Raw genomic sequence first — 17,699 nt, forward strand, 5'->3', positions numbered from 1 at the left:
CGGTGGAGTTACAGCAGGGCTTTGTCCTGACCCGGCATTGGCGCGATACCCCGGCGGGGACCAGCGTCGAGTTCTGGCTGGCCACCGATCAGGGACCACGGCGCTTGCGCTTGCCGGTGCAGACGTCCGTTGCGTTCATTCCGGCCGAGCAGCGTGGGCAAGCCGAAGCGGTGCTGCGCGGTGAGCGCGACGTCGCGTTGCGCGAGCTGGCCCTGCGCGATTTCGAACAGCGGCCGGTGCTGGGCTTGTACTGCCGCCAGCACCGCCAGTTGATCCAGCTGGAAAAGCGCCTGCGCGCCGCCGGGGTGCAAATCTACGAGGCTGATGTGCGTCCGCCGGAGCGCTACCTGATGGAGCGTTTCATTACCGCGCCGGTGAGTTTCAGCGGCACACCTGATGCCAACGGTGTGTTGCTCGATGCCCAGCTCAAGCCCGCCCCCGGCTACCGCCCGAAGCTCAGGCTGGTATCACTCGACATCGAAACCACCGAGCGCGGCGAGCTGTATTCCATCGCCCTCGAAGGCTGCGGCCAGCGCCAGGTGTACATGCTCGGCCCGGCCAACGGCGACGCCGAGGGCGTGGATTTCGATCTCGAATACTGCGACAGCCGTGCCCGCTTGCTCGAGCGCTTGAACGACTGGCTGGCCGTGCATGACCCCGATGCAATCATCGGCTGGAACCTGGTGCAGTTCGACTTGCGCGTGCTGCAGCACCACGCCACCCAGCTCAAGGTGCCCTTGCGCCTGGGGCGTGGCGGTGAGGAAATGGACTGGCGCGAGCACGGCAGCCGCGCGCATTTTTTTGCCGGGGCCGCCGGGCGCCTGATCATCGACGGTATCGAAGGGCTGCGTTCGGCGACCTGGAGTTTCCCCTCGTTCAGCCTGGAGAACGTCGCCCAGACCCTGCTCGGCGAAGGCAAGGCCATCGACACCCCGTACCAGCGCATGGACGAAATCAACCGCATGTTCGCCGAGGACAAGCCGGCCCTGGCCCGTTACAACCTCAAGGACTGCGAACTGGTCACACGGATTTTCGCCAAGACCGAACTGCTGACCTTCCTGCTCGAACGGGCCACGGTTACCGGCTTGCCGGCTGACCGCAGCGGCGGCTCGGTGGCGGCGTTCTGTCATTTGTACATGCCCCTGATGCACCGCCAGGGCTTCGTCGCGCCCAACCAGGGCGAGCGCCCGGAGGAGGCCAGCCCTGGTGGATTCGTCATGGACTCGCGGCCGGGGCTGTACGAGTCGGTGCTGGTGCTCGACTACAAGAGCCTGTATCCGTCGATCATCCGAACCTTCCTGATCGACCCGCTAGGGCTGATCGAAGGCCTGCGCGAGCCGGGCGACGCGACCTCGGTACCGGGCTTTCGCGGTGCGCGTTTTTCCCGTACCCGGCATTGCCTGCCGGCGATTGTCGAGCGGGTCTGGCAGGGCCGCGAGGTGGCCAAGCGCGAGCACAATGCGCCGCTTTCCCAGGCGCTGAAGATCATCATGAACGCCTTTTACGGGGTGCTTGGTTCCAGTGGCTGCCGCTTCTTCGACCCGCGCCTGGCCTCATCGATCACAATGCGCGGCCACGAGATCATGCGCCGTACCCGCGAACTGATCGAGGCCCGGGGTTACGCGGTGATCTATGGCGACACTGACTCCACGTTCGTCTGGCTCAAGGGTGCCCATGACGAGGCGGACGCGGCGCGTATCGGTCGCGAGCTGGTGCAGCAGGTCAACCAGTGGTGGCGCGAGCATCTGCGTGACAGCTACGGCCTGGACAGTGCCCTGGAGTTGCAGTACGAGACCCACTACAAGCGCTTTCTGATGCCGACCATTCGCGGCGCCGAGGAGGGCAGCAAGAAGCGTTATGCCGGCCTGGTGCAACGTGGCGAGGGCGTTGAGGAGATGATCTTCAAGGGCCTGGAAAGCGTGCGTACCGACTGGTCGCCGCTGGCCCGGCAGTTCCAGCAGGAGCTGTACGAGCGGATCTTCAAGCGTCAGCCGTACCAGCAGTACCTGCGTGAATATGTGCGCAAGACCTTGGCTGGCGAGCAGGATGAGCTGTTGATCTACCGCAAGCGCCTGCGCCGGCCGCTGGCCGACTACCAGCGCAACGTGCCGCCGCATGTTCGCGCGGCGCGCATGGCCGATGACTTCAATGACCGACAGGGTAGGCCGCGGCAGTACCAGAATGGCGGCTGGATCAGCTACGTGATTACCGTGACCGGGCCGGAGCCGTTGGAGACGCGGCATTCGGCGATCGATTACGACCACTACCTGACTCGGCAGTTGCAGCCGGTGGCCGATGCGATTTTGCCGTTCGTGGAGGATGACTTCACGGCGCTGATCGATCGGCAGATGGGCTTGTTCTAGCCGGACCTGCATGCACTGACCCTGTGTGGCTTGCCGGCGATGAGGCCGGTGCAGGCAGCACATCAGGGGTTGACTGGATTGCGACCGCTGCGCGCTCGATCGCTGGCAAGGCCAGCTCCCACAGGTCCGGCGCTTGCCGGCGATGAGGCCGGTGCAGGCAGCACATCAGGGGTTGGCTGGATTGCGACCGCTGCGCGCTCGATCGCTGGCAAAGCCAGCTCCCACAGGTCCGGTACATGCAGGTCTATTGTGGGAGCCGGCCTTGCCGGCGATGAGGCCGGTGCAGGCAGCAAGTCCAGGTCCGGCGTGCACAGATCTACTGTGGGAGCTGAGCAGCCGCTATTGAGTCCACACCACCCGCAGCAACGCCACCATCAACCAGGCCGTGGCCGCCAGGGCGGTAATGGTGCGCACATGGTTCCAGCGGTTCCACACCCGCGCATAGGTCGGCCAGGCACTGGCCGCCTCGATACTGGCCGGCTCCAGGCGCGCCAGGCTCTGGTTTCGCGGCACGTTGAAGAGCATGGTCACCAGCACGTTACCAAGCAGGTACAGGCCGCTGCCAATGCCGATGCACAGGCTGCCCGGCAATGGCCAGCGCAACCAGGCCCAGGTCAGCAGGATCGCGCAGGTCACGGCGGTGCCGAGAAACAGCGAGAGGAACAGGCGGTTGAGCACCACCTGGTTGATCGATTGCATGGCCGTCACCGCACTCTGTGCCGGAATGCGCTCCAGGGCCTGCATGACGAAGTTGGAGAAGGCGAAGAACAACCCGCCCATCAACCCGCAACCCAGGGCGGTAACAAGGATCAGCAGCAATAGCAGGGTGTCGGCAATGCTCATGGTTCAGGCCTTTTCCAGGGTGGTCGACGGGCATGGCAGACGGCCTTCAGCTATCCTCAGAATCGGATGACAGACCTTTCGGTGTGTATCCAAGGTCGCACTTGGTAATCGGAAGTTACCTTTGCCTTGCCCACTCATCTGTCCCTGTAGTTTAGGCTCGCAACCCGGATCTTTCGTCGCGATTTGTAGTCTTTGTTGCATGGAAATAGAAAGGAGATGCGCATGCTTGTTCGGTCACTGACCCTCGCCGCCTTGCTGGCCATTGTCGCCGGTCCCGCCCTCGCTGCCGATAGCGATGACCCCTTGGGCCAGGAGCTGTACAAGACCCGCCCCTTGGTTGTCCTTGCCCCCAGTACCGCCGACCCGACCCTTCGCGCGTTGAACAAGGCCCTTGAAGACCCGGCCACCAAGGCTGCCTTCGAGGAGCGCAAGCTGGTGCTGTACAGCGTCGCCGGCATGATCGGCAAGCGTGATGACAAGTTTCTGGATCAACAGGCGACCATGGCCCTGATCCGCAAGTTCAAGTTCAGCGCCCGGGATACGATGGTCACCCAGGTAGTACTGGTGGGCAAGGACGGCGAGCTGCACCGGATCGAACACACCGGCATCCTCGAGCCCAAGGCGATTTACGATGCAGTCGACCAGTTGCCGGCAGCGGAAAAAGCCATCGTGCCGCCGACCGTTGCCGATTTGAAGGAGGACGCTACCAAGGGCAAAGAGGCCAAGCCCGGCAAGGACGGTAAACCCGCCAAGCCGGCCAAGCCGGCACCACCACCCAAACCGCCGAAGCCGCTGGAGGATTGAGGTTCAACCAGAAGCGTTCAGACGTACAAAGAATGCTGTGTTGAATGCGCCGAACTGTTCGAGGAACTGTTCGGCGCTGGCCTCGGGTTGATAGGCGTGACGCAAAAAGAATTCGACCTCAGCGGCCAGTTGCGGACAAGCAATACGTAACTGGTCAGCATGATCCTCCAGGGTCAGCGGCCACGAAGGGTCCTTGTCACTTCGCAGCATGTTGCCGGCCCGCAATGCCTTGCGTGAGGCTGCCCGTTGCAGCCGGCGCAGCGTGTCTGCGTCGCCCGCATCGGCGATACCCTCGACATATCGCTCAAATGCAGCCTGCAGGTCGGCATTGACTGCCCGCGCGATGGCTGGTGAAGGCTTGAATGGCGCGAAGCACTGGGCGAGGTCTTCGCCCCAGATACAGCGGCAGTGATGCTTTAGCCAGTAACCCCAACTGTTGCGGTGTTCCTCGGCCAGCACCTGGTCACGGGTGCCGATGTCGAAATCGATCTTGCTCACCAGTGGGTGCCGGTCCTGCAGCTCACCTCTGACCCGTTCAAGCTGCTGCAAGTCATTGGCGTTGGGGCAATGGTTGAGTATCAGGGTCACGTCCAGGTCCGATTCACCTTCGCGGGCATCGCCACGGGCAACGCTGCCGTAGAGGTAAATGCCACCGAGCAGCGTATGGCATCGGTTTTCGAGGGTGCGGCAGAGATCGTCGAGCACAGGCCGGTAGGCGGGTTGTAGCGCTATCGGCGCAAGCGTGAGGATAGCGCCGTTGGCATCCACCCCACCGATGTCCACTACCTGTCCCCGGTCTTCCAGCACCTGAACCTGCCGGCGGGTGACCAACTGCGCGTAGTCTTCCAGCATCGGCCCCGGCTTGGCCTTGATGCGGACGATGTAGGGGCTGTAGGCCGCCTCGATCAGGGCATCGATGGCGGGCAGGTCTTCAGTGGAGGCCAGGCGGATCATGCAGCGAGTCCTTGGGCGAGCGTGCGGTTCACTACGCTAACACTAACTCCCGGTCTTGACCTTGCTCCACACCCGGGTGCGGATGCGCTCGTATTTGAGTGGCAGCGGCTCCAGGGCGAACAGGGTATCGAGCACCGCCTGGGGCGGGTACACCGACGGGTTGTCGCGGATCTTCGCTTCCACCAGCGGTGCGGCGTCCTTGTTGGCGTTGGGGTAGCCAAGGTAGTTGGTCGAGGCAGCGATCACCTCGGGGCGCAACATGTAGTTGATAAAGGCCAGGCCTTGCTGCGGGTTGGGCGCGTCCTTGAGCAGCACCATGCTTTCGAGCCAGAACGGCGCGCCTTCGCGGGGAATGCTGTAGCGGATGTCGCGGCCATTCCTGGCGTTATCGGCGGCAAGTCTTGCGTCAAACACCCCGCCGGACCAGCCCAGCACCACGCAGACATTGCCGTTGGCCAGGTCCGAGATAAAGCGCGAGGAGTCGAAGTAGGCGATATGCGGGCGCACCTTGAGCAGCAGCGCTTCGGCCTTGCGGTAGTCCTCGGGGTTCTTGCTGTTGTAGGGCAGGCCCAGGTAGTGCAGGGCGATGGGGATGATCTCGCTGGGTGAATCGAGCATCGCCACGCCACAGTCGGCCAGCTTGGCGATGTTTTCTTCCTTGAAGATCAGGTCCCAGGAGTTGAGCGGCGCATCGGCGCCCAGGCGGGCCTTGATCTTGTCGACGTCGTAACCCAGGCCTGTGGTGCCCCACAAGTAGGGCGCGGCGAAGCGGTTGCCAGGATCGTTGCCCTGCAGTTTGGCGAGGATCTGCGGGTCCAGGTGTGCCAGGTTGGGCAACTGGCTGCGGTCGAGCTCGGCCAGCACCCCGGCCTTGATCAGGTTCGGCAACAGGTCGGCGCTGGCGAACACCACGTCATAGCCGCTGCGCCCGGCCATCAATTTGCTCTGCATCACATCGCTGTTGTCGAACACGTCATACACCGGGGCGATACCCGAGGCCTGCTGAAATTCCTTGGTGGTGTTGGGGGCTATGTAGTCGTACCAGTTGTAGATGTGCACGCTGGGCGTGGCGGCCTGGGCTGCAGCGAGGTTCAGCAGCGCGGCCAGGGCCAGGGGCAGGCGACGGATCGACTTCATGGGGGCACTCCGGGATCTTGTTATTGTAAGGGGTAGCGCTCAGGGAATCAGCAGTTCGCGGCGGCCATCGGCGTGGTCCACGCGCTGGCCGGGCAGTTGCAAGCGCCGGTCGGCGAGGTAGTCGTAGTCGCGGCGGGCGTGCTCTAGTTGCTGCAGGTCCAGTTCGACCACCTGCCGGCAGGCTTCACGACCGGCTTCGAACAGCAGGCGCCCGTGCGGGTCGACCACCGCGCTGCCGCCGGCGAATACCAGGCCGTCATCGCCTGGGCCGACGCGGTTGACCATCAGCGCGAAGGCCTGGTTTTCCTGGGCGCGGGCCATGATCGCGGTGCGATGCACCGGGCCGTAGGGGTCCATGTTGCCGTTGGTTACCACGATCAGGTCGACGCCCAGTTGCGCCAGGGCGCGGCTGCTTTCTGGCAGCTCGATGTCGTAGCAGATCAGCAGGCCGATGCGCAGGCCTTTCCAGCTCACCGTGGTGTAGCGATCGCCAGGCTCGAACAGGCCGCGTTCCGAGGGCCAGAGGTGGGTCTTGCGGTAGCGCAGGGCGATGCCTTCGGGGGTGAGCAGCAGCGAGGTGTTGTAGAAGCGGTCGTCGGCTTTTTCGGCCAGGCCGATCACCACCGCGACCCCGCGTTCGCGTACCGCTTGCAGCACGGCCTGGACGCTGGGGCCGTCCACGCTTTCGGCAACCTTGGGCAACTGCGCGGCGCTGGCAAAACCCATCAACTGGGTTTCCGGGAACACCAGCAGGTCGGTGTCGGCTGCACAACCGGCAATGGCTTCCAGGGTGCGTTGCAGGTTGTAGGTGGTATCGCCGTCGCGGCCGGCGAGTTGTATCAGTTCGATCTTCATCGGGGTTCCTTGCGTGGGGCTGGAACCGAGTATGCGGCGCGACGGCGTGGGCGGTAATCACGTTGATGGAGTAACCCTGAATGGGTAATGGCGCTCAGATCTCCCGTTCAACAAAGGCGAAGTCGTCGTCGATCAACTGCTGCAGGTACTCATCGAAGCTCTCGGCAATCACTTCATAGCTGTCCGGGTCGTGCAGGTAGCGCAGCACCTGGCCGACGGTGCCGCCGGCGGCGGGGTTGAAGTCGATGTACAGCTTCGAGGTGCCGCCGTTGTTCATGCAGTGGGAGAAGCACAGGCGCTGGTTCATGCCCAGGTCGATGTCGATGCCTGGGCCGACGGTTTCCGGGTATTCGTCCAGGAAGTCGCCGTAGATGCCGCGAATGCTGTCGGTATAACCTCTGGCGTCTTCGAGGACCTGCTCGGCGGCGCTGAGGTAGTAGGGGTACTCGAACACGTCCGAACCGAGGATCAGGACGATGACTGTGCCGCCTGGGTAGTCACGGAAATGGGTACCGTCGATATGGCCGAGCAGTTCCAGCAGGCTTGCGGGACACAGCGGGTAATGGTTACTGAGCTTCTGCAAGGCTTCGGCCGAGGCGCCGTGGGTGAGGTTCAACTGCTCAAGCGACTCGCTTGGCAGCGCCTGACGCAGGCCGGTGAGGTACGTGGTGACGAGGGACATGAGGGGCGGTTCCTTCCTGAAAGAGCACAGATGATAGCCAGGCTGGCGTAAATTCACCGGGATTGCGAGCGCTGCACGCTCGATCGCGGGCAAGACCCGCTCCCACAGGGTTTGTGCAAGACCTGTGGGAGCTGGCTTGCCAGCGATGCGGCCGGTGGGCCAGCTTTAGTGCGGCGCTCTTCCAAGCCCTTCTATCATTCGCATAGAATGATAGAAATTCTCATTTGCTCTTCGAGTCGCCATGACCGATTCCAACCCCGCCCTGCGTCAGCAGGTCAGCCACCTCTACCGGGCTCATCACCGCTGGCTGACCGGCTGGCTGCGCCCGCGGGTGGAATGCCAGGACCTGGCCGCCGACCTGGTGCAGGATGTGTTCGTCCGCGTGCTCAGCGCCGACGATGCCAGTGACCGCCTGCGCGCCGTGCGCGAACCCCGGGGCTACCTGGCGACCATCGCCCGGCGCTTGATGATCGATCATTTTCGCCGCGCGCGGCTCGAGCGCGCCTGGCTGCAGGCGCTGGCCGAGCAGCCCGAAGCCCTGGACATCTCCGCCGAAGCCCGGGCCATCCTGCTGGAAACCCTGTGCGAGCTGGACGGCATGCTTGCCGGCCTCGGCGCCCGGGTGCGCAAGGCTTTTCTGCTTTCGCAACTGGACGGCATGACCTACAAGGCCATCGCCGAAACCCTTGGCATCTCGGTGGTTACGGTCAACCGCGACATCGCCAAGGCCCTGCACCATTGCACGCTGTACAGCCTGCAACACGAGGTCGACTGATGGCCGCCCTGGACTCGCGCCAGCTCGCCGCCCTCGAGCAGGCCGCCGCCTGGCGTGCGCGCCTCGGTGATGAAAGCGCCGGCAGCGCCGAACACGCCGCCTGGCACGCCTGGATGCAGGCCGACGAGCAGCACCGCTGGGCCTGGCAGCAGGTCGAACGGGTGCAGCAACGCCTGCAGCAGATGCCCACGCGCCTGGCCGGGCGCACCCTGGAACTGGCCGGCCAGCAGCCGGCGCTGGGCCGTCGTGGTGTACTCAAGGGGCTGGTACTGATGGCCGGTGCCGGTGGGCTGGGCTGGAGCGGCTATCAGCAGGCGCGCCAAGGCCCCTGGTTCGCCGATTACCACACCCGTACCGGCGAACGCCTGAGCCTGACCCTGGACGATGGCAGCCAGGTCCAGCTCAACACCGCCAGCGCCCTGGACGTACGTTTCGACCCTCAGCAGCGCCTGCTGGTGCTGCGCGACGGCGAGGTGCTGATCACTACCGCCAAGGACCCGGCCAATCGACCCTTCCGGGTACAAACCCGTCACGGCACGCTGCAGGCGCTGGGCACGCGTTTCTCGGTGCTGGCCGGCGAAAACACCACGCGCCTGGCCGTATTCGAAAGCCGTGTGCAGGTGCTGCCGGGCGAGCAGGGTGGCGGCGCGCTGCTGGAGGCCGGAGAGCAATGCCGTTTTGCCAACCCGGCGCTGGTGCTCAGTTCGCCGCTGGAAACCAACCTGGACGCCTGGAGCAAAGGCCTGCTGATCGCCAACGAGCAGTACCTGGGGGCGTTTGTCGCCGAGCTGGCGCGCTACCGCCGTGGCTGGTTGCGCTGCGCGCCGGAAGTGGTGGGGCTGCGCATCAGCGGCACCTTCAGGCTCGACGACCCGGCGCAGATCTTCCGCGCCCTGGAAAGCACGCTACCGGTAACGGTCAGCCAGCGCACGCCGTATTGGGTGACGGTAAAGGCACGCCAGTAAAAGTATTTTTCATGCAAATGATATTAATTCGTCTTGTCGTTCGACTTATGGAAGGCAGGCCCACTGCCTGAATGCCAACCAGAAGAGAACGCATCGAATGAGAACCCGCCGGATTCACCACGCCCTGCGCTGTTGCGCGCTGTTGTTGCCCTTGAGCATGGCCCAGGCCGAATCGGCCACGCGCAGCTACGACCTGGGGCAGGACGATCTTGGCCAGGTGCTGACCCGTTTTGCCGCCGAGGCGGGAGTGGTGCTGTCGTTTGACCCGGCGCTGACCCAAGGCCAGCGCAGCGAAGGCCTGCATGGCCAGTATGGGGTCGAGGAGGGCCTGCGCGCCTTGCTCGCCAGCAAGGGCCTGGCGGTGATCAAGGAAGCGGACGGGCGTTACAGCCTGGTACGGGAAGTGAGCGAGGCGGGTGCGATCAACCTCAGCGCCACCGAGGTCACCAGCAACCAGTTGGGTACCATCACCGAAGAGAGCCGCTCCTACACCCCCGGCACCATTGCCACCGCCACACGATTGGTACTGACCCCGCGCGAGACGCCGCAGTCGATCACCGTGGTGACCCGCCAGCACATGGATGACTTCGGCCTCAACAACATCGACGACGTGATGCGCCACACCCCGGGCATCACCGTCTCGGCCTATGACACTGAGCGCAACAGCTACTACGCGCGCGGCTTTGCCATCAACAACTTCCAGTACGACGGCATTCCCTCGACCTCGCGCAACGTCGGTTACTCGGCCGGCAACAGCCTCAGCGACATGGCCATCTACGACCGCGTCGAAGTGCTCAAGGGCGCTACCGGATTGCTGACTGGCGCAGGCTCCCTGGGCGCCACCATCAACCTGGTGCGCAAGAAGCCCACCGCCGAGTTCAAGGGCCACTTCGCCCTTGGTGCCGGCAGCTGGGACAACTACCGCAGCGAACTGGACGTCAGCGGCCCGCTGACCGACAGCGCCAATGTGCGTGGCCGGGCGGTGGCGGCCTATCAGGACAAGCACTCGTTCCTTGATCACTACCAGCGCAAGACCAGCGTCTACTACGGCATCCTCGAGTTCGACCTCGACCCTGACACCTTGCTGACCGTTGGCGCCGACTACCAGGACAACAACCCCAAAGGCTCCAGCTGGTCGGGCACCGTGCCGCTGTACGATGGCAATGGCGACACCAACAATGTTTCGCACCACTTCAACAACGCGGCGAAATGGAGCAGTTGGGAGCAATACACCCGCACCGTGTTCGCCAGCCTCGAGCATCACCTGGACAACGGCTGGGTGGCCAAGGCCCAGCTCGATCACAAGATCAACGGCTACCACGCGCCGCTCGGCTCGATCCAGGGCTACCAGCCACGCAAGGACGGCACCGCCGGCATCTATGCGCAGAAGTACACCGGCGAGACCGTGAGCGACTCCCTCGACCTGTATGCGAGCGGGCCGTTCCAGTTGTTCGGCCGCGAGCATGAGCTGGTGATCGGCAACTCCTTCACCGCCTCGCGCTGGAAGGGCAACGACTACCGCAATGTCACCCATGCCAACAACAACATCGCGGACTTCCCCAACTGGGACGGCGACATTGGCGAACCCGACTGGGGCCCGGTGGCGGCGCGCACCGACGACAAGGTGCGCCAGAACGGCACCTACCTCACAGCACGCCTGCACCCGACCGACGACCTGACCCTGCTGCTCGGCGGGCGCCTGGTCAACTACAGCTACGACGGGATCGAGGACAACAACAAGGAAAACGACCGCCTGGTACCGTACGTTGGCGCGGTCTATGACCTCAACGACACCTACTCGCTGTACGCCAGCTACACCGATATCTTCATGCCCCAGGACGCCTGGTTCCGTGACCGTACCAACCGCCTGCTGGACCCGGACGAAGGGCAGAACTACGAACTGGGTCTGAAGGGTGAATTCCTTGACGGCCGGGTCAACGCCAGCCTTGCCTATTTCGAGATCCATGAGAGCAATCGTACGGTCGAGGACAACCAGTACAACGGCAACCCGACCAACCCCGACGTGGCCTTCGCCTGGATGGGCGTGAAAGCCAAGACCAAGGGCTTCGAGGCCGAAGTCTCGGGCGAGCTGACGCCAGGCTGGCAGTTGCAGGCCGGTTACACCCACAAGGTGATTCGCGATGACGATGGCCAGAAGGTTTCGACCTGGGAGCCGCAAGACCAGGTCAGCTTCTACACCAGCTACAAGCTCAAGGGCGCACTCGAGCGGCTGACCGTCGGCGGTGGTGCGCGCTGGCAGGGCAAGGGCTGGCAGGTGCTGCACAATCAGCCCAAGGACATCGACGAGGAATTTGCCCAGGATCCGTTCTGGCTGGTGGACCTGATGGCCCGCTACCAGTTCACCGATAGCTTTTCGGCCACTGTGAATGCCAATAACCTGTTCGATAAACGCTATTACACCAATATCGGTTTCTATAATTCGATGTCTTATGGTGACCCGCGCAACTTGATGTTGACCACCCGCTGGGATTTTTGACTGGCTAAATAAAAACGCCCCCTGAACCCTATGTAAATACTGTCAGTAGGGCGCCTGCAGCTCCCACAGCAAATCTGTGTACGCCGTACCTGTGGGAGCTGGCTTGCCAGCGATGAGGCCGGTTCAGCCAACATCAGCCGTCGTCTGAATTGCGACGTTCGTGCTCCAGCAGCCAGCGCTTGCGTTCAATCCCACCGCCATAACCGGTCAGCGCGCCGTTGCTGCCCACCAGCCGATGGCAGGGGATGGCCAGGCTCACCGGATTCAGTGCATTGGCCAGGCCTACTGCCCGCGCGGCTGCGGGGTTACCAAGCTGTGCGGCGATCTGCCCGTAGGTGCGGGTGCTGCCCACCGGGATTTCCCGTAGCGCCGCCCAGACGCGCTGCTGGAACGGGGTGCCGCCGGCATCAATGGGCACTGCATCAAATGCCTGCAATTGCCCCGTGCAGTAGGCCTGCACGGTATCGGCGAGACCCGCCAGCCCCGCGGTTTCACGCAACTGCACGCCTGTGCCGAAGCGGGTACGCAGCAGCCGCAGCAGGCGTTTTTCCGGCTCATCGAATTCCAGCGCCAACAACTGATCTCCGTCGCTGACGATCAGCACCTGGCCGATCGGCGCCGGCAAGTGCAGGCGGCGCAGCAGCAGTTCGCTCATCAGCATTCCTCGTTCAGGCGTGTTCGATCAGCATCACGGCCAGGGTATCGGCGTCCAGCGCGTCGAACAGATGCGGGGTATCGGCCGAATAGCTCATGTAGTCGCCGGCCGCCAGTGTCACCGCCTGCTCGACCGGCCCCACTCGGGCGCGACCGTGGCACAGGATCACATGCTCAAGGGTACCCGGTGGATGCGGTTTTGACATCCGTGGCTCACCTGGCTGCACCCGCACCCGGTAAATATCGCGCTGAGCCCCCGCCGGGCAGGCGGCGAGCAAGGTGGCGGCGTAATTGGCCTGCTCGGCGTGGCTGGCGGCGCCTTCATTGGCGCGAATCACCTGCACATGCTGACGCGGCTGGCCCATCAGCCGGCTGACCGGCACCTGCAACGCGCCGGCCAGGGCCCAGAGGGTTTCCAGGCTGGGGTTGCCGACCCCGGACTCCAGCTGCGACAGGGTGGACTTGGCCAGGCCTGCGCGCTTGCCCAGTTCGGTCACTGACAGGCCCAGGCGCTCACGCTCGCGGCGGATGGCGCTGGCCAGCAAGAGGATGGGGGAGTGTGCTTCGATCATTTGTTCGCTATACCGGTCAATTGTTCGTCTTGACGAACGGTTTTCATCTGTTCAGCATAACGGACCTTTGTTCGATATGACAGGAGTCAGCTCGCCATGCACCTGAAAACACGCGGCACCCTGGAGATGACCGCCGCCATGCTGATCTCCGGCACGGTTGGCTGGTTCGTCCTGGCCGCAGACCAGCCTGCGGCCGCCGTGGTGTTCTGGCGCTGCCTGTTCGGTGCGTTGGCACTACTGCTGGCCTGTGCCGGGCTGGGTTTGCTGCGGCGAGGGAGGATTAGCCGGCGCCAGGCATTGGCGGCGGCAGTCGGCGGGGTGGCGCTGGTGCTGAACTGGGTGTTGCTGTTCAGCGCCTATGGGCATGCCTCGATCGCTGTGAGCACCGTGGTCTATCATACCCAGCCGTTTATGCTGGTGGGCTTGGGCATGCTGTTGTTCGCCGAGAAGATGACCGCTGGCAAAGCCGGCTGGTTGCTGGCGGCGTTCGCGGGAATGCTGCTGATCGTCATGGCCGGATCGAGCGCTGATGCGGTCGCCGGTGATTACCGTCTGGGCGTGCTAATGGCGCTGGGTGCGGCGTTTTTCTATGCGATTGCCGCCGTTATCACCAAGCGATTGCACGGTGTGGCGCCGCAATTGATCGTGCTGATCCAGATGCTGGTCGGTGTAGGGCTGCTGGCGCCCTTTGCGCAGGTGCCGGGGTTGACGCGTGCGCCCGCTACCTGGGCCTGGCTGGCCACCATCGGCATCGTCCACACCGGGCTGATGTCGACCCTGCTGTACAGCGCTATCCAGAAGATCCCCACCAGCCTGGTCGGCGCCTTGTCGTTCATCTACCCGGTGGTGGCGATCCTGGTCGACTGGCTGGCCCTGGGGCACCCGCTCAGTGCGCTGCAACTGGCCGGTTCCGGCTTGATTTTGCTGGCGGCGGCGGGGATGACCTTTGGCTGGACGCTGCGGATCACGACCGCTACGCGGCCGATCGCTGGCAAGGCCAGCTCCCACAGGGGGCGCTGAGCGTCCCAGGACTATCCCTCAGAACCACCGATCGTTGCGTTTGCGCCCACGGCTCAAGGCCGGCAGGATCAAGCCAGCGAGCAGGCCGGCACCGGCGATGCCGCCGCCGTAGACCATATAGCGCATCAGCACCTGCTTGTTCTCGTCACCCAGACGCGCCTGGGTGCTGCGCAGTTCCGACTGGGTATCGCCGAGCTCGGCATTCAGCGCCTTGTTGCGTGCTTCCAGCTCGTCGATCAGCGCCTTGCGCGAATCAAGCGTCTCCTGCATGCCTTGTACGCGGGTTTTCCAGCTGTCGTCGATGGTCTTCAACTGCTCGCTGAGCTGGGTCACCTGCCCGGTCAGTTGCGGCAGGCGTTCGGCCTGGCCGGGCACGGCCTGCAGGTCACTGCTGGTGATCCACACGGTGTCTCCGGACTCGCCGCGCACCTGGCTGTAGTTGCCCTGAGTGGTCAGCAAGGTGACCTTTTGCCCGGACTTGAGGTTGCCAACAATGCGGTGGCCATCGGTGGGGCCGCTGCGCACGTAGGTGGTCAGGCTGTCGCTGACCCAGCGTTCGCTGCTGGGCGCGGTTTCTTCGGCGTGCAGCGGGTGGGCAAGGACCAGCAGGGCGCCTATCAGGCTACCGCTCAGCAGGCGGCGCGCGCCCGGGGTGCAGGAGGAAAACAGCGCGGGCGCCGCAGAAACAGGACGAGAGATAGGCATGATGGTCTTCGCGTGAAATAAACAATAAAAGCCCGATGACTGGGCCGGTGAAGAGTCGGCGTGCGCGCAGACCGCCAGCTGAAAGACCATATTTCTGCAGGCAGGTTCACTGAAGGGGGTAGGAAAATAGCAGCAAATGTTGCGGGCACTGGCTGTGCCCGCAAGCGGGGGAGGGGCTTGAATCAGTTCACGACGCGGTAGCAGGGCACGTATTCGGCACCGCCCGGCAGCTTCATCCGGTGCTGGTCGACGAACGCCTGCAGCAGGTGGCCGAGGGGTTCGAGCACGGCACTGTCACCCTTGATTTCGTACGGGCCTTTCTCTTCGATCAGGCGGATACCCTTGTCCTTGACGTTGCCGGCGACAATCCCGGAAAACGCCCGGCGCAGGTTGGCGGCCAGTTCGTGCGGCGGCAGCTCGCGGCTGAGCTTGAGTCCGGTCATGTTCTCGTGGGTCGGGTCGAAGGGGCGCTGGAAGCCTTCTTCGATCTTCAGCAGCCAGTTGAAGTGGAAGGCGTCGTTGCGTTCGCGGCGGAACTGCTTGACCTCCTTGAGCCCGTCAACCATCTGCCGAGCCACTTCGGCCGGGTCGTCGATGATGATCTGGTAGTGCTCCTGGGCCTTCTCGCCGAGGGTGGCACGCACGAACGCATGCAGCTGCTGCAGGTACGGCGCGGCGCTTTTCGGCCCGGTGAGGATCACCGGGAACGGCAGGCCGCGGTTGTCCGGGTGCATGAGGATGCCGAGCAGGTAGAGGAACTCTTCGGCGGTACCGGCGCCTCCGGGGAAGATGATGATGCCGTGGCCGACGCGTACGAAGGCTTCCAGGCGTTTTTCGATGTCCGGCAGGATCACCAGTTCATTGACGATCGGGTTGGGCGCTTCGGCGGCGATGATGCCAGGCTCGGTCAGGCCCAGGTAGCGGCTGCCGCTCATGCGCTGCTTGGCATGGGCGATGGTCGCGCCCTTCATCGGGCCCTTCATCACGCCCGGGCCGCAGCCGGTGCAGACGTCCAGCTTGCGCAGGCCCAGCTCGTGGCCGACCTTCTTGGTGTACTGGTATTCCTCGGTGCTGATCGAGTGGCCGCCCCAGCACACCACCATTTTTGGCTCGACGCCCGGGCGCAGGGTGCGGGCATTGCGCAGCAGGTGGAAGACGTAGTCGGTGATGCCCTGGGAGCTTTCCAGGTCGATGCGCTGGCTGGCCAGTTCGCTTTCGGTGTAGACGATATCGCGCAGGGCGCTGAAGAGCATTTCGCGGGTGCTGGCGATCATTTCGCCATCGACGAAGGCATCAGCCGGTGCGTTCAGCAGTTCCAGGCGCACGCCACGGTCCTGCTGGTGAATGCGCACCTCGAAGTCTTTGTAGGCTTCGAGGATGGTCTTGGCGTTGTCGACGTGCGCGCCGGTGTTGAGGATTGCCAGCGCGCACTGGCGGAACAGGGTGTACAGGCTGCCGGAACCGGCTTCACTCAGTTGCTGTACTTCACGTTGAGACAGTGTTTCCAGGCTGCCTTTTGGGCTGACAGATGCATTGATAACTTCACGTTGGGGCATTCTGGGTTTCCTGTGAGCGGGTAAACGTCCATCTTCAGAACACCACCATACCGACAATTTGTCGCAGCAACGAGTGCCTTTCGCTGTCAGGCCTTGTCGGCAACACCTGGGGCGGCTCGCCAGCCAGCGGCCTGCAGGGCATCGAGCAACTGCTCGGGTTTGAGTGCCAGTACCTTGCTGCCATGGGCTTCGAGGTCGGTGGCCGCCAGCAGGGCATTGACGATGGCTTCCTCCACGGCATCGGCCGCCGCGCTGAACAGCGCCGAGATATGGTCGTTGTTGACCATCTGCACCGTGCTGGTCGGCGGCCCCGGGTGGCCAAAGTTGGCCGCCGGCAGGCTGTTGCCGGTCGAGAAAGCGATGAAGATGTCGCCACTGGAGTCTTCGGTGCCGCCGCCGACCCGTGCCAGCCCGACACTGGCCCGTTGCGCCAGGCGCGTGCACTGGTGCGGCAGCAGCGGTGCGTCGGTGGCCAGGGTGATGACGATCGAACCCATGCCCGGCTCGCCGACGTTGCGCGGTGCGCTAAAGGGCGAATGCACTGCACCCAGCACCTGGCCGACCGGGTAGCCGGCTACCCGCAAGGCGCCGCGCACACCGTAGTTGGCCTGCACCAGCACGCCGACGGTCCAGCCGCCGGCCGCGCTGTCCAGTACCCGCGAAGCGCTACCGATACCGCCCTTGAATTCGTGGCAGATCATCCCGGTGCCGCCGCCGACGCAACCTTCAGCCACCGGCCCCGATTGCGCAGCGGCAAGCGCCGCGTGGACATGCTCGGCAGTGACATGCTGACCCCAGATGTCGTTGAGCACGCCGTCGTAGGTTTCCAGTACCGTGGGCATGCACCAGTAGGTGCGCGCCTTGCCCATCTCGCGCTCGGCCGCCACCAGCGCATCGCGGACCACACCGACGCTGTGGGTGTTGGTGTAGGCAATCGGCGTGGTCAGCAAGCCGGCCTCGCGAATCCACTCAAGGCCAGTGGCATCGCCATTGCCGTTGAGTACGTGCACGCCGGCAAAGCACGGCTGCAGGCTGGCGGCCTGGGCCCGAGGCTCGATCACCGTGACCCCGGTATTGACCGCGTTGTCGCCGCTGCCGCGCTGCACGGTGTGATGGCCGACACGCACGCCCGGCACATCGGTGATGGCGTTGAACGCGCCAGGGGTGCCCACGCCGATACAAATGCCCAGATCACGTACACGCATTGATTCACAGCTCCTGTAGGAAGGTTCGAAGGGCCCGCAATGGCCGTTGCTCGCACAGCATGACAAGTACTCGGGCAACGGCAATACTGCGTGCCGGTGTGCAGAGTCTAGG

General features: G+C 64.0%; 16 protein-coding genes. 6 read left to right on the forward strand and 10 right to left on the reverse strand.

Going from position 1 to position 17,699, the window contains the following annotated elements:
- The first annotated feature begins 2 nt into the window (after positions 1–2).
- Positions 3–2,363: a DNA polymerase II gene (locus LOY45_RS10910; RefSeq protein WP_134062307.1), complete on the forward strand. Its 2,361-nt coding sequence runs from the start codon at positions 3–5 to the stop codon at positions 2,361–2,363.
- A 339-nt stretch (positions 2,364–2,702) separates the two neighbouring features.
- Here LOY45_RS10910 and LOY45_RS10915 read toward each other — a convergent pair whose 3' ends face one another.
- Positions 2,703–3,206, reverse strand: coding sequence for an anthrone oxygenase family protein (locus LOY45_RS10915; RefSeq protein ID WP_258579119.1), 504 nt, complete (start codon positions 3,204–3,206; stop codon positions 2,703–2,705).
- Positions 3,207–3,428: 222 nt separating this feature from the next.
- Here LOY45_RS10915 and LOY45_RS10920 point away from each other — a divergent pair, with 222 nt between their 5' ends.
- The gene (locus tag LOY45_RS10920; protein ID WP_115087276.1) at positions 3,429–4,010 is read left to right on the forward strand and encodes a DUF4174 domain-containing protein; all 582 of its coding nucleotides are present in this window, start codon (positions 3,429–3,431) and stop codon (positions 4,008–4,010) included.
- Positions 4,011–4,013: 3 nt separating this feature from the next.
- Here the strand turns inward: LOY45_RS10920 and LOY45_RS10925 are convergent, their stop codons facing one another.
- The 4 genes from LOY45_RS10925 to LOY45_RS10940 all read right to left on the reverse strand — a co-directional run bounded on the left by LOY45_RS10925 (position 4,014) and on the right by LOY45_RS10940 (position 7,638).
- Entirely contained in the window at positions 4,014–4,964 is a 951-nt protein-coding gene (locus LOY45_RS10925) for a nucleotidyltransferase domain-containing protein (RefSeq protein WP_258579120.1), read from the reverse strand.
- A gap of 42 nt (positions 4,965–5,006) precedes the next feature.
- Positions 5,007–6,101, reverse strand: coding sequence for a polyamine ABC transporter substrate-binding protein (locus LOY45_RS10930; RefSeq protein WP_115087275.1), 1,095 nt, complete (start codon positions 6,099–6,101; stop codon positions 5,007–5,009).
- 39 nt (positions 6,102–6,140) lie between these two features.
- A complete protein-coding gene (locus LOY45_RS10935; protein WP_258579121.1) occupies positions 6,141–6,956 on the reverse strand; it encodes a carbon-nitrogen hydrolase family protein in 816 nt (271 codons plus the stop codon).
- Positions 6,957–7,050: 94 nt separating this feature from the next.
- Complete coding sequence (locus LOY45_RS10940; protein ID WP_258579122.1) at positions 7,051–7,638, reverse strand: SMI1/KNR4 family protein; 588 nt, start codon at positions 7,636–7,638, stop codon at positions 7,051–7,053.
- A 241-nt stretch (positions 7,639–7,879) separates the two neighbouring features.
- On the opposite strand from LOY45_RS10940, the gene LOY45_RS10945 reads away from it, so the two are divergent.
- The 3 genes from LOY45_RS10945 to LOY45_RS10955 all read left to right on the forward strand — a co-directional run bounded on the left by LOY45_RS10945 (position 7,880) and on the right by LOY45_RS10955 (position 11,875).
- A complete protein-coding gene (locus tag LOY45_RS10945) occupies positions 7,880–8,413 on the forward strand; it encodes a sigma-70 family RNA polymerase sigma factor (protein WP_115087272.1) in 534 nt (177 codons plus the stop codon).
- On the forward strand, positions 8,413–9,378 hold the full coding sequence (locus LOY45_RS10950) for a FecR domain-containing protein (RefSeq protein WP_115087271.1): 966 nt from the start codon (positions 8,413–8,415) through the stop codon (positions 9,376–9,378). Before LOY45_RS10945 ends, LOY45_RS10950 begins: the two co-directional genes overlap by 1 nt.
- A gap of 97 nt (positions 9,379–9,475) precedes the next feature.
- A complete protein-coding gene (locus LOY45_RS10955) occupies positions 9,476–11,875 on the forward strand; it encodes a TonB-dependent siderophore receptor (protein WP_258579123.1) in 2,400 nt (799 codons plus the stop codon).
- Positions 11,876–12,008: 133 nt separating this feature from the next.
- On the opposite strand, the gene LOY45_RS10960 is transcribed toward LOY45_RS10955, so the two are convergent.
- Together LOY45_RS10960 and LOY45_RS10965 are read right to left on the reverse strand one after the other, a co-directional pair.
- Positions 12,009–12,530, reverse strand: coding sequence for a methylated-DNA--[protein]-cysteine S-methyltransferase (locus LOY45_RS10960; RefSeq protein ID WP_258579124.1), 522 nt, complete (start codon positions 12,528–12,530; stop codon positions 12,009–12,011).
- 13 nt (positions 12,531–12,543) lie between these two features.
- Positions 12,544–13,101, reverse strand: a complete 558-nt coding sequence (locus tag LOY45_RS10965) for a helix-turn-helix domain-containing protein (RefSeq protein WP_233674240.1) — start codon at positions 13,099–13,101, stop codon at positions 12,544–12,546.
- A gap of 96 nt (positions 13,102–13,197) precedes the next feature.
- Between LOY45_RS10965 and LOY45_RS10970 the strand changes: the two genes are divergently transcribed.
- Positions 13,198–14,121, forward strand: coding sequence for a DMT family transporter (locus tag LOY45_RS10970; RefSeq protein WP_115087269.1), 924 nt, complete (start codon positions 13,198–13,200; stop codon positions 14,119–14,121).
- An 18-nt stretch (positions 14,122–14,139) separates the two neighbouring features.
- On the opposite strand, the gene LOY45_RS10975 is transcribed toward LOY45_RS10970, so the two are convergent.
- The 3 genes from LOY45_RS10975 to LOY45_RS10985 form a co-directional block, all read right to left on the reverse strand.
- Positions 14,140–14,826 (reverse strand): TIGR04211 family SH3 domain-containing protein, encoded by a 687-nt coding sequence (locus tag LOY45_RS10975; RefSeq protein ID WP_115087268.1) that lies wholly within the window; start codon positions 14,824–14,826, stop codon positions 14,140–14,142.
- Between the two features lie 182 nt (positions 14,827–15,008).
- On the reverse strand, positions 15,009–16,382 hold the full coding sequence (ppnN, locus tag LOY45_RS10980) for a nucleotide 5'-monophosphate nucleosidase PpnN (protein WP_258579125.1): 1,374 nt from the start codon (positions 16,380–16,382) through the stop codon (positions 15,009–15,011).
- Between the two features lie 86 nt (positions 16,383–16,468).
- Positions 16,469–17,587, reverse strand: coding sequence for a DmpA family aminopeptidase (locus LOY45_RS10985; protein ID WP_258579126.1), 1,119 nt, complete (start codon positions 17,585–17,587; stop codon positions 16,469–16,471).
- Positions 17,588–17,699: the final 112 nt, after the last annotated feature.

This window comes from Pseudomonas wadenswilerensis, assembly GCF_024749185.1.
GTDB lineage: Bacteria > Pseudomonadota > Gammaproteobacteria > Pseudomonadales > Pseudomonadaceae > Aquipseudomonas > Aquipseudomonas wadenswilerensis.

Bases quoted from the DNA above. Each gene is read 5' to 3' on its own strand.
- LOY45_RS10915 (WP_258579119.1), bottom strand. From the start codon at position 3,206: ATGAGCATTGCCGACACCCTGCTATTGCTGCTGATCCTTGTTACCGCC.
- LOY45_RS10920 (WP_115087276.1), top strand. From the start codon at position 3,429: ATGCTTGTTCGGTCACTGACCCTCGCCGCCTTGCTGGCCATTGTCGCC.
- LOY45_RS10925 (WP_258579120.1), bottom strand. From the start codon at position 4,964: ATGATCCGCCTGGCCTCCACTGAAGACCTGCCCGCCATCGATGCCCTG.
- LOY45_RS10930 (WP_115087275.1), bottom strand. From the start codon at position 6,101: ATGAAGTCGATCCGTCGCCTGCCCCTGGCCCTGGCCGCGCTGCTGAAC.
- LOY45_RS10935 (WP_258579121.1), bottom strand. From the start codon at position 6,956: ATGAAGATCGAACTGATACAACTCGCCGGCCGCGACGGCGATACCACC.
- LOY45_RS10940 (WP_258579122.1), bottom strand. From the start codon at position 7,638: ATGTCCCTCGTCACCACGTACCTCACCGGCCTGCGTCAGGCGCTGCCA.
- LOY45_RS10945 (WP_115087272.1), top strand. From the start codon at position 7,880: ATGACCGATTCCAACCCCGCCCTGCGTCAGCAGGTCAGCCACCTCTAC.
- LOY45_RS10950 (WP_115087271.1), top strand. From the start codon at position 8,413: ATGGCCGCCCTGGACTCGCGCCAGCTCGCCGCCCTCGAGCAGGCCGCC.
- LOY45_RS10955 (WP_258579123.1), top strand. From the start codon at position 9,476: ATGAGAACCCGCCGGATTCACCACGCCCTGCGCTGTTGCGCGCTGTTG.
- LOY45_RS10960 (WP_258579124.1), bottom strand. From the start codon at position 12,530: ATGAGCGAACTGCTGCTGCGCCGCCTGCACTTGCCGGCGCCGATCGGC.
- LOY45_RS10965 (WP_233674240.1), bottom strand. From the start codon at position 13,101: ATGATCGAAGCACACTCCCCCATCCTCTTGCTGGCCAGCGCCATCCGC.
- LOY45_RS10970 (WP_115087269.1), top strand. From the start codon at position 13,198: ATGCACCTGAAAACACGCGGCACCCTGGAGATGACCGCCGCCATGCTG.
- LOY45_RS10975 (WP_115087268.1), bottom strand. From the start codon at position 14,826: ATGCCTATCTCTCGTCCTGTTTCTGCGGCGCCCGCGCTGTTTTCCTCC.
- ppnN (WP_258579125.1), bottom strand. From the start codon at position 16,382: ATGCCCCAACGTGAAGTTATCAATGCATCTGTCAGCCCAAAAGGCAGC.
- LOY45_RS10985 (WP_258579126.1), bottom strand. From the start codon at position 17,587: ATGCGTGTACGTGATCTGGGCATTTGTATCGGCGTGGGCACCCCTGGC.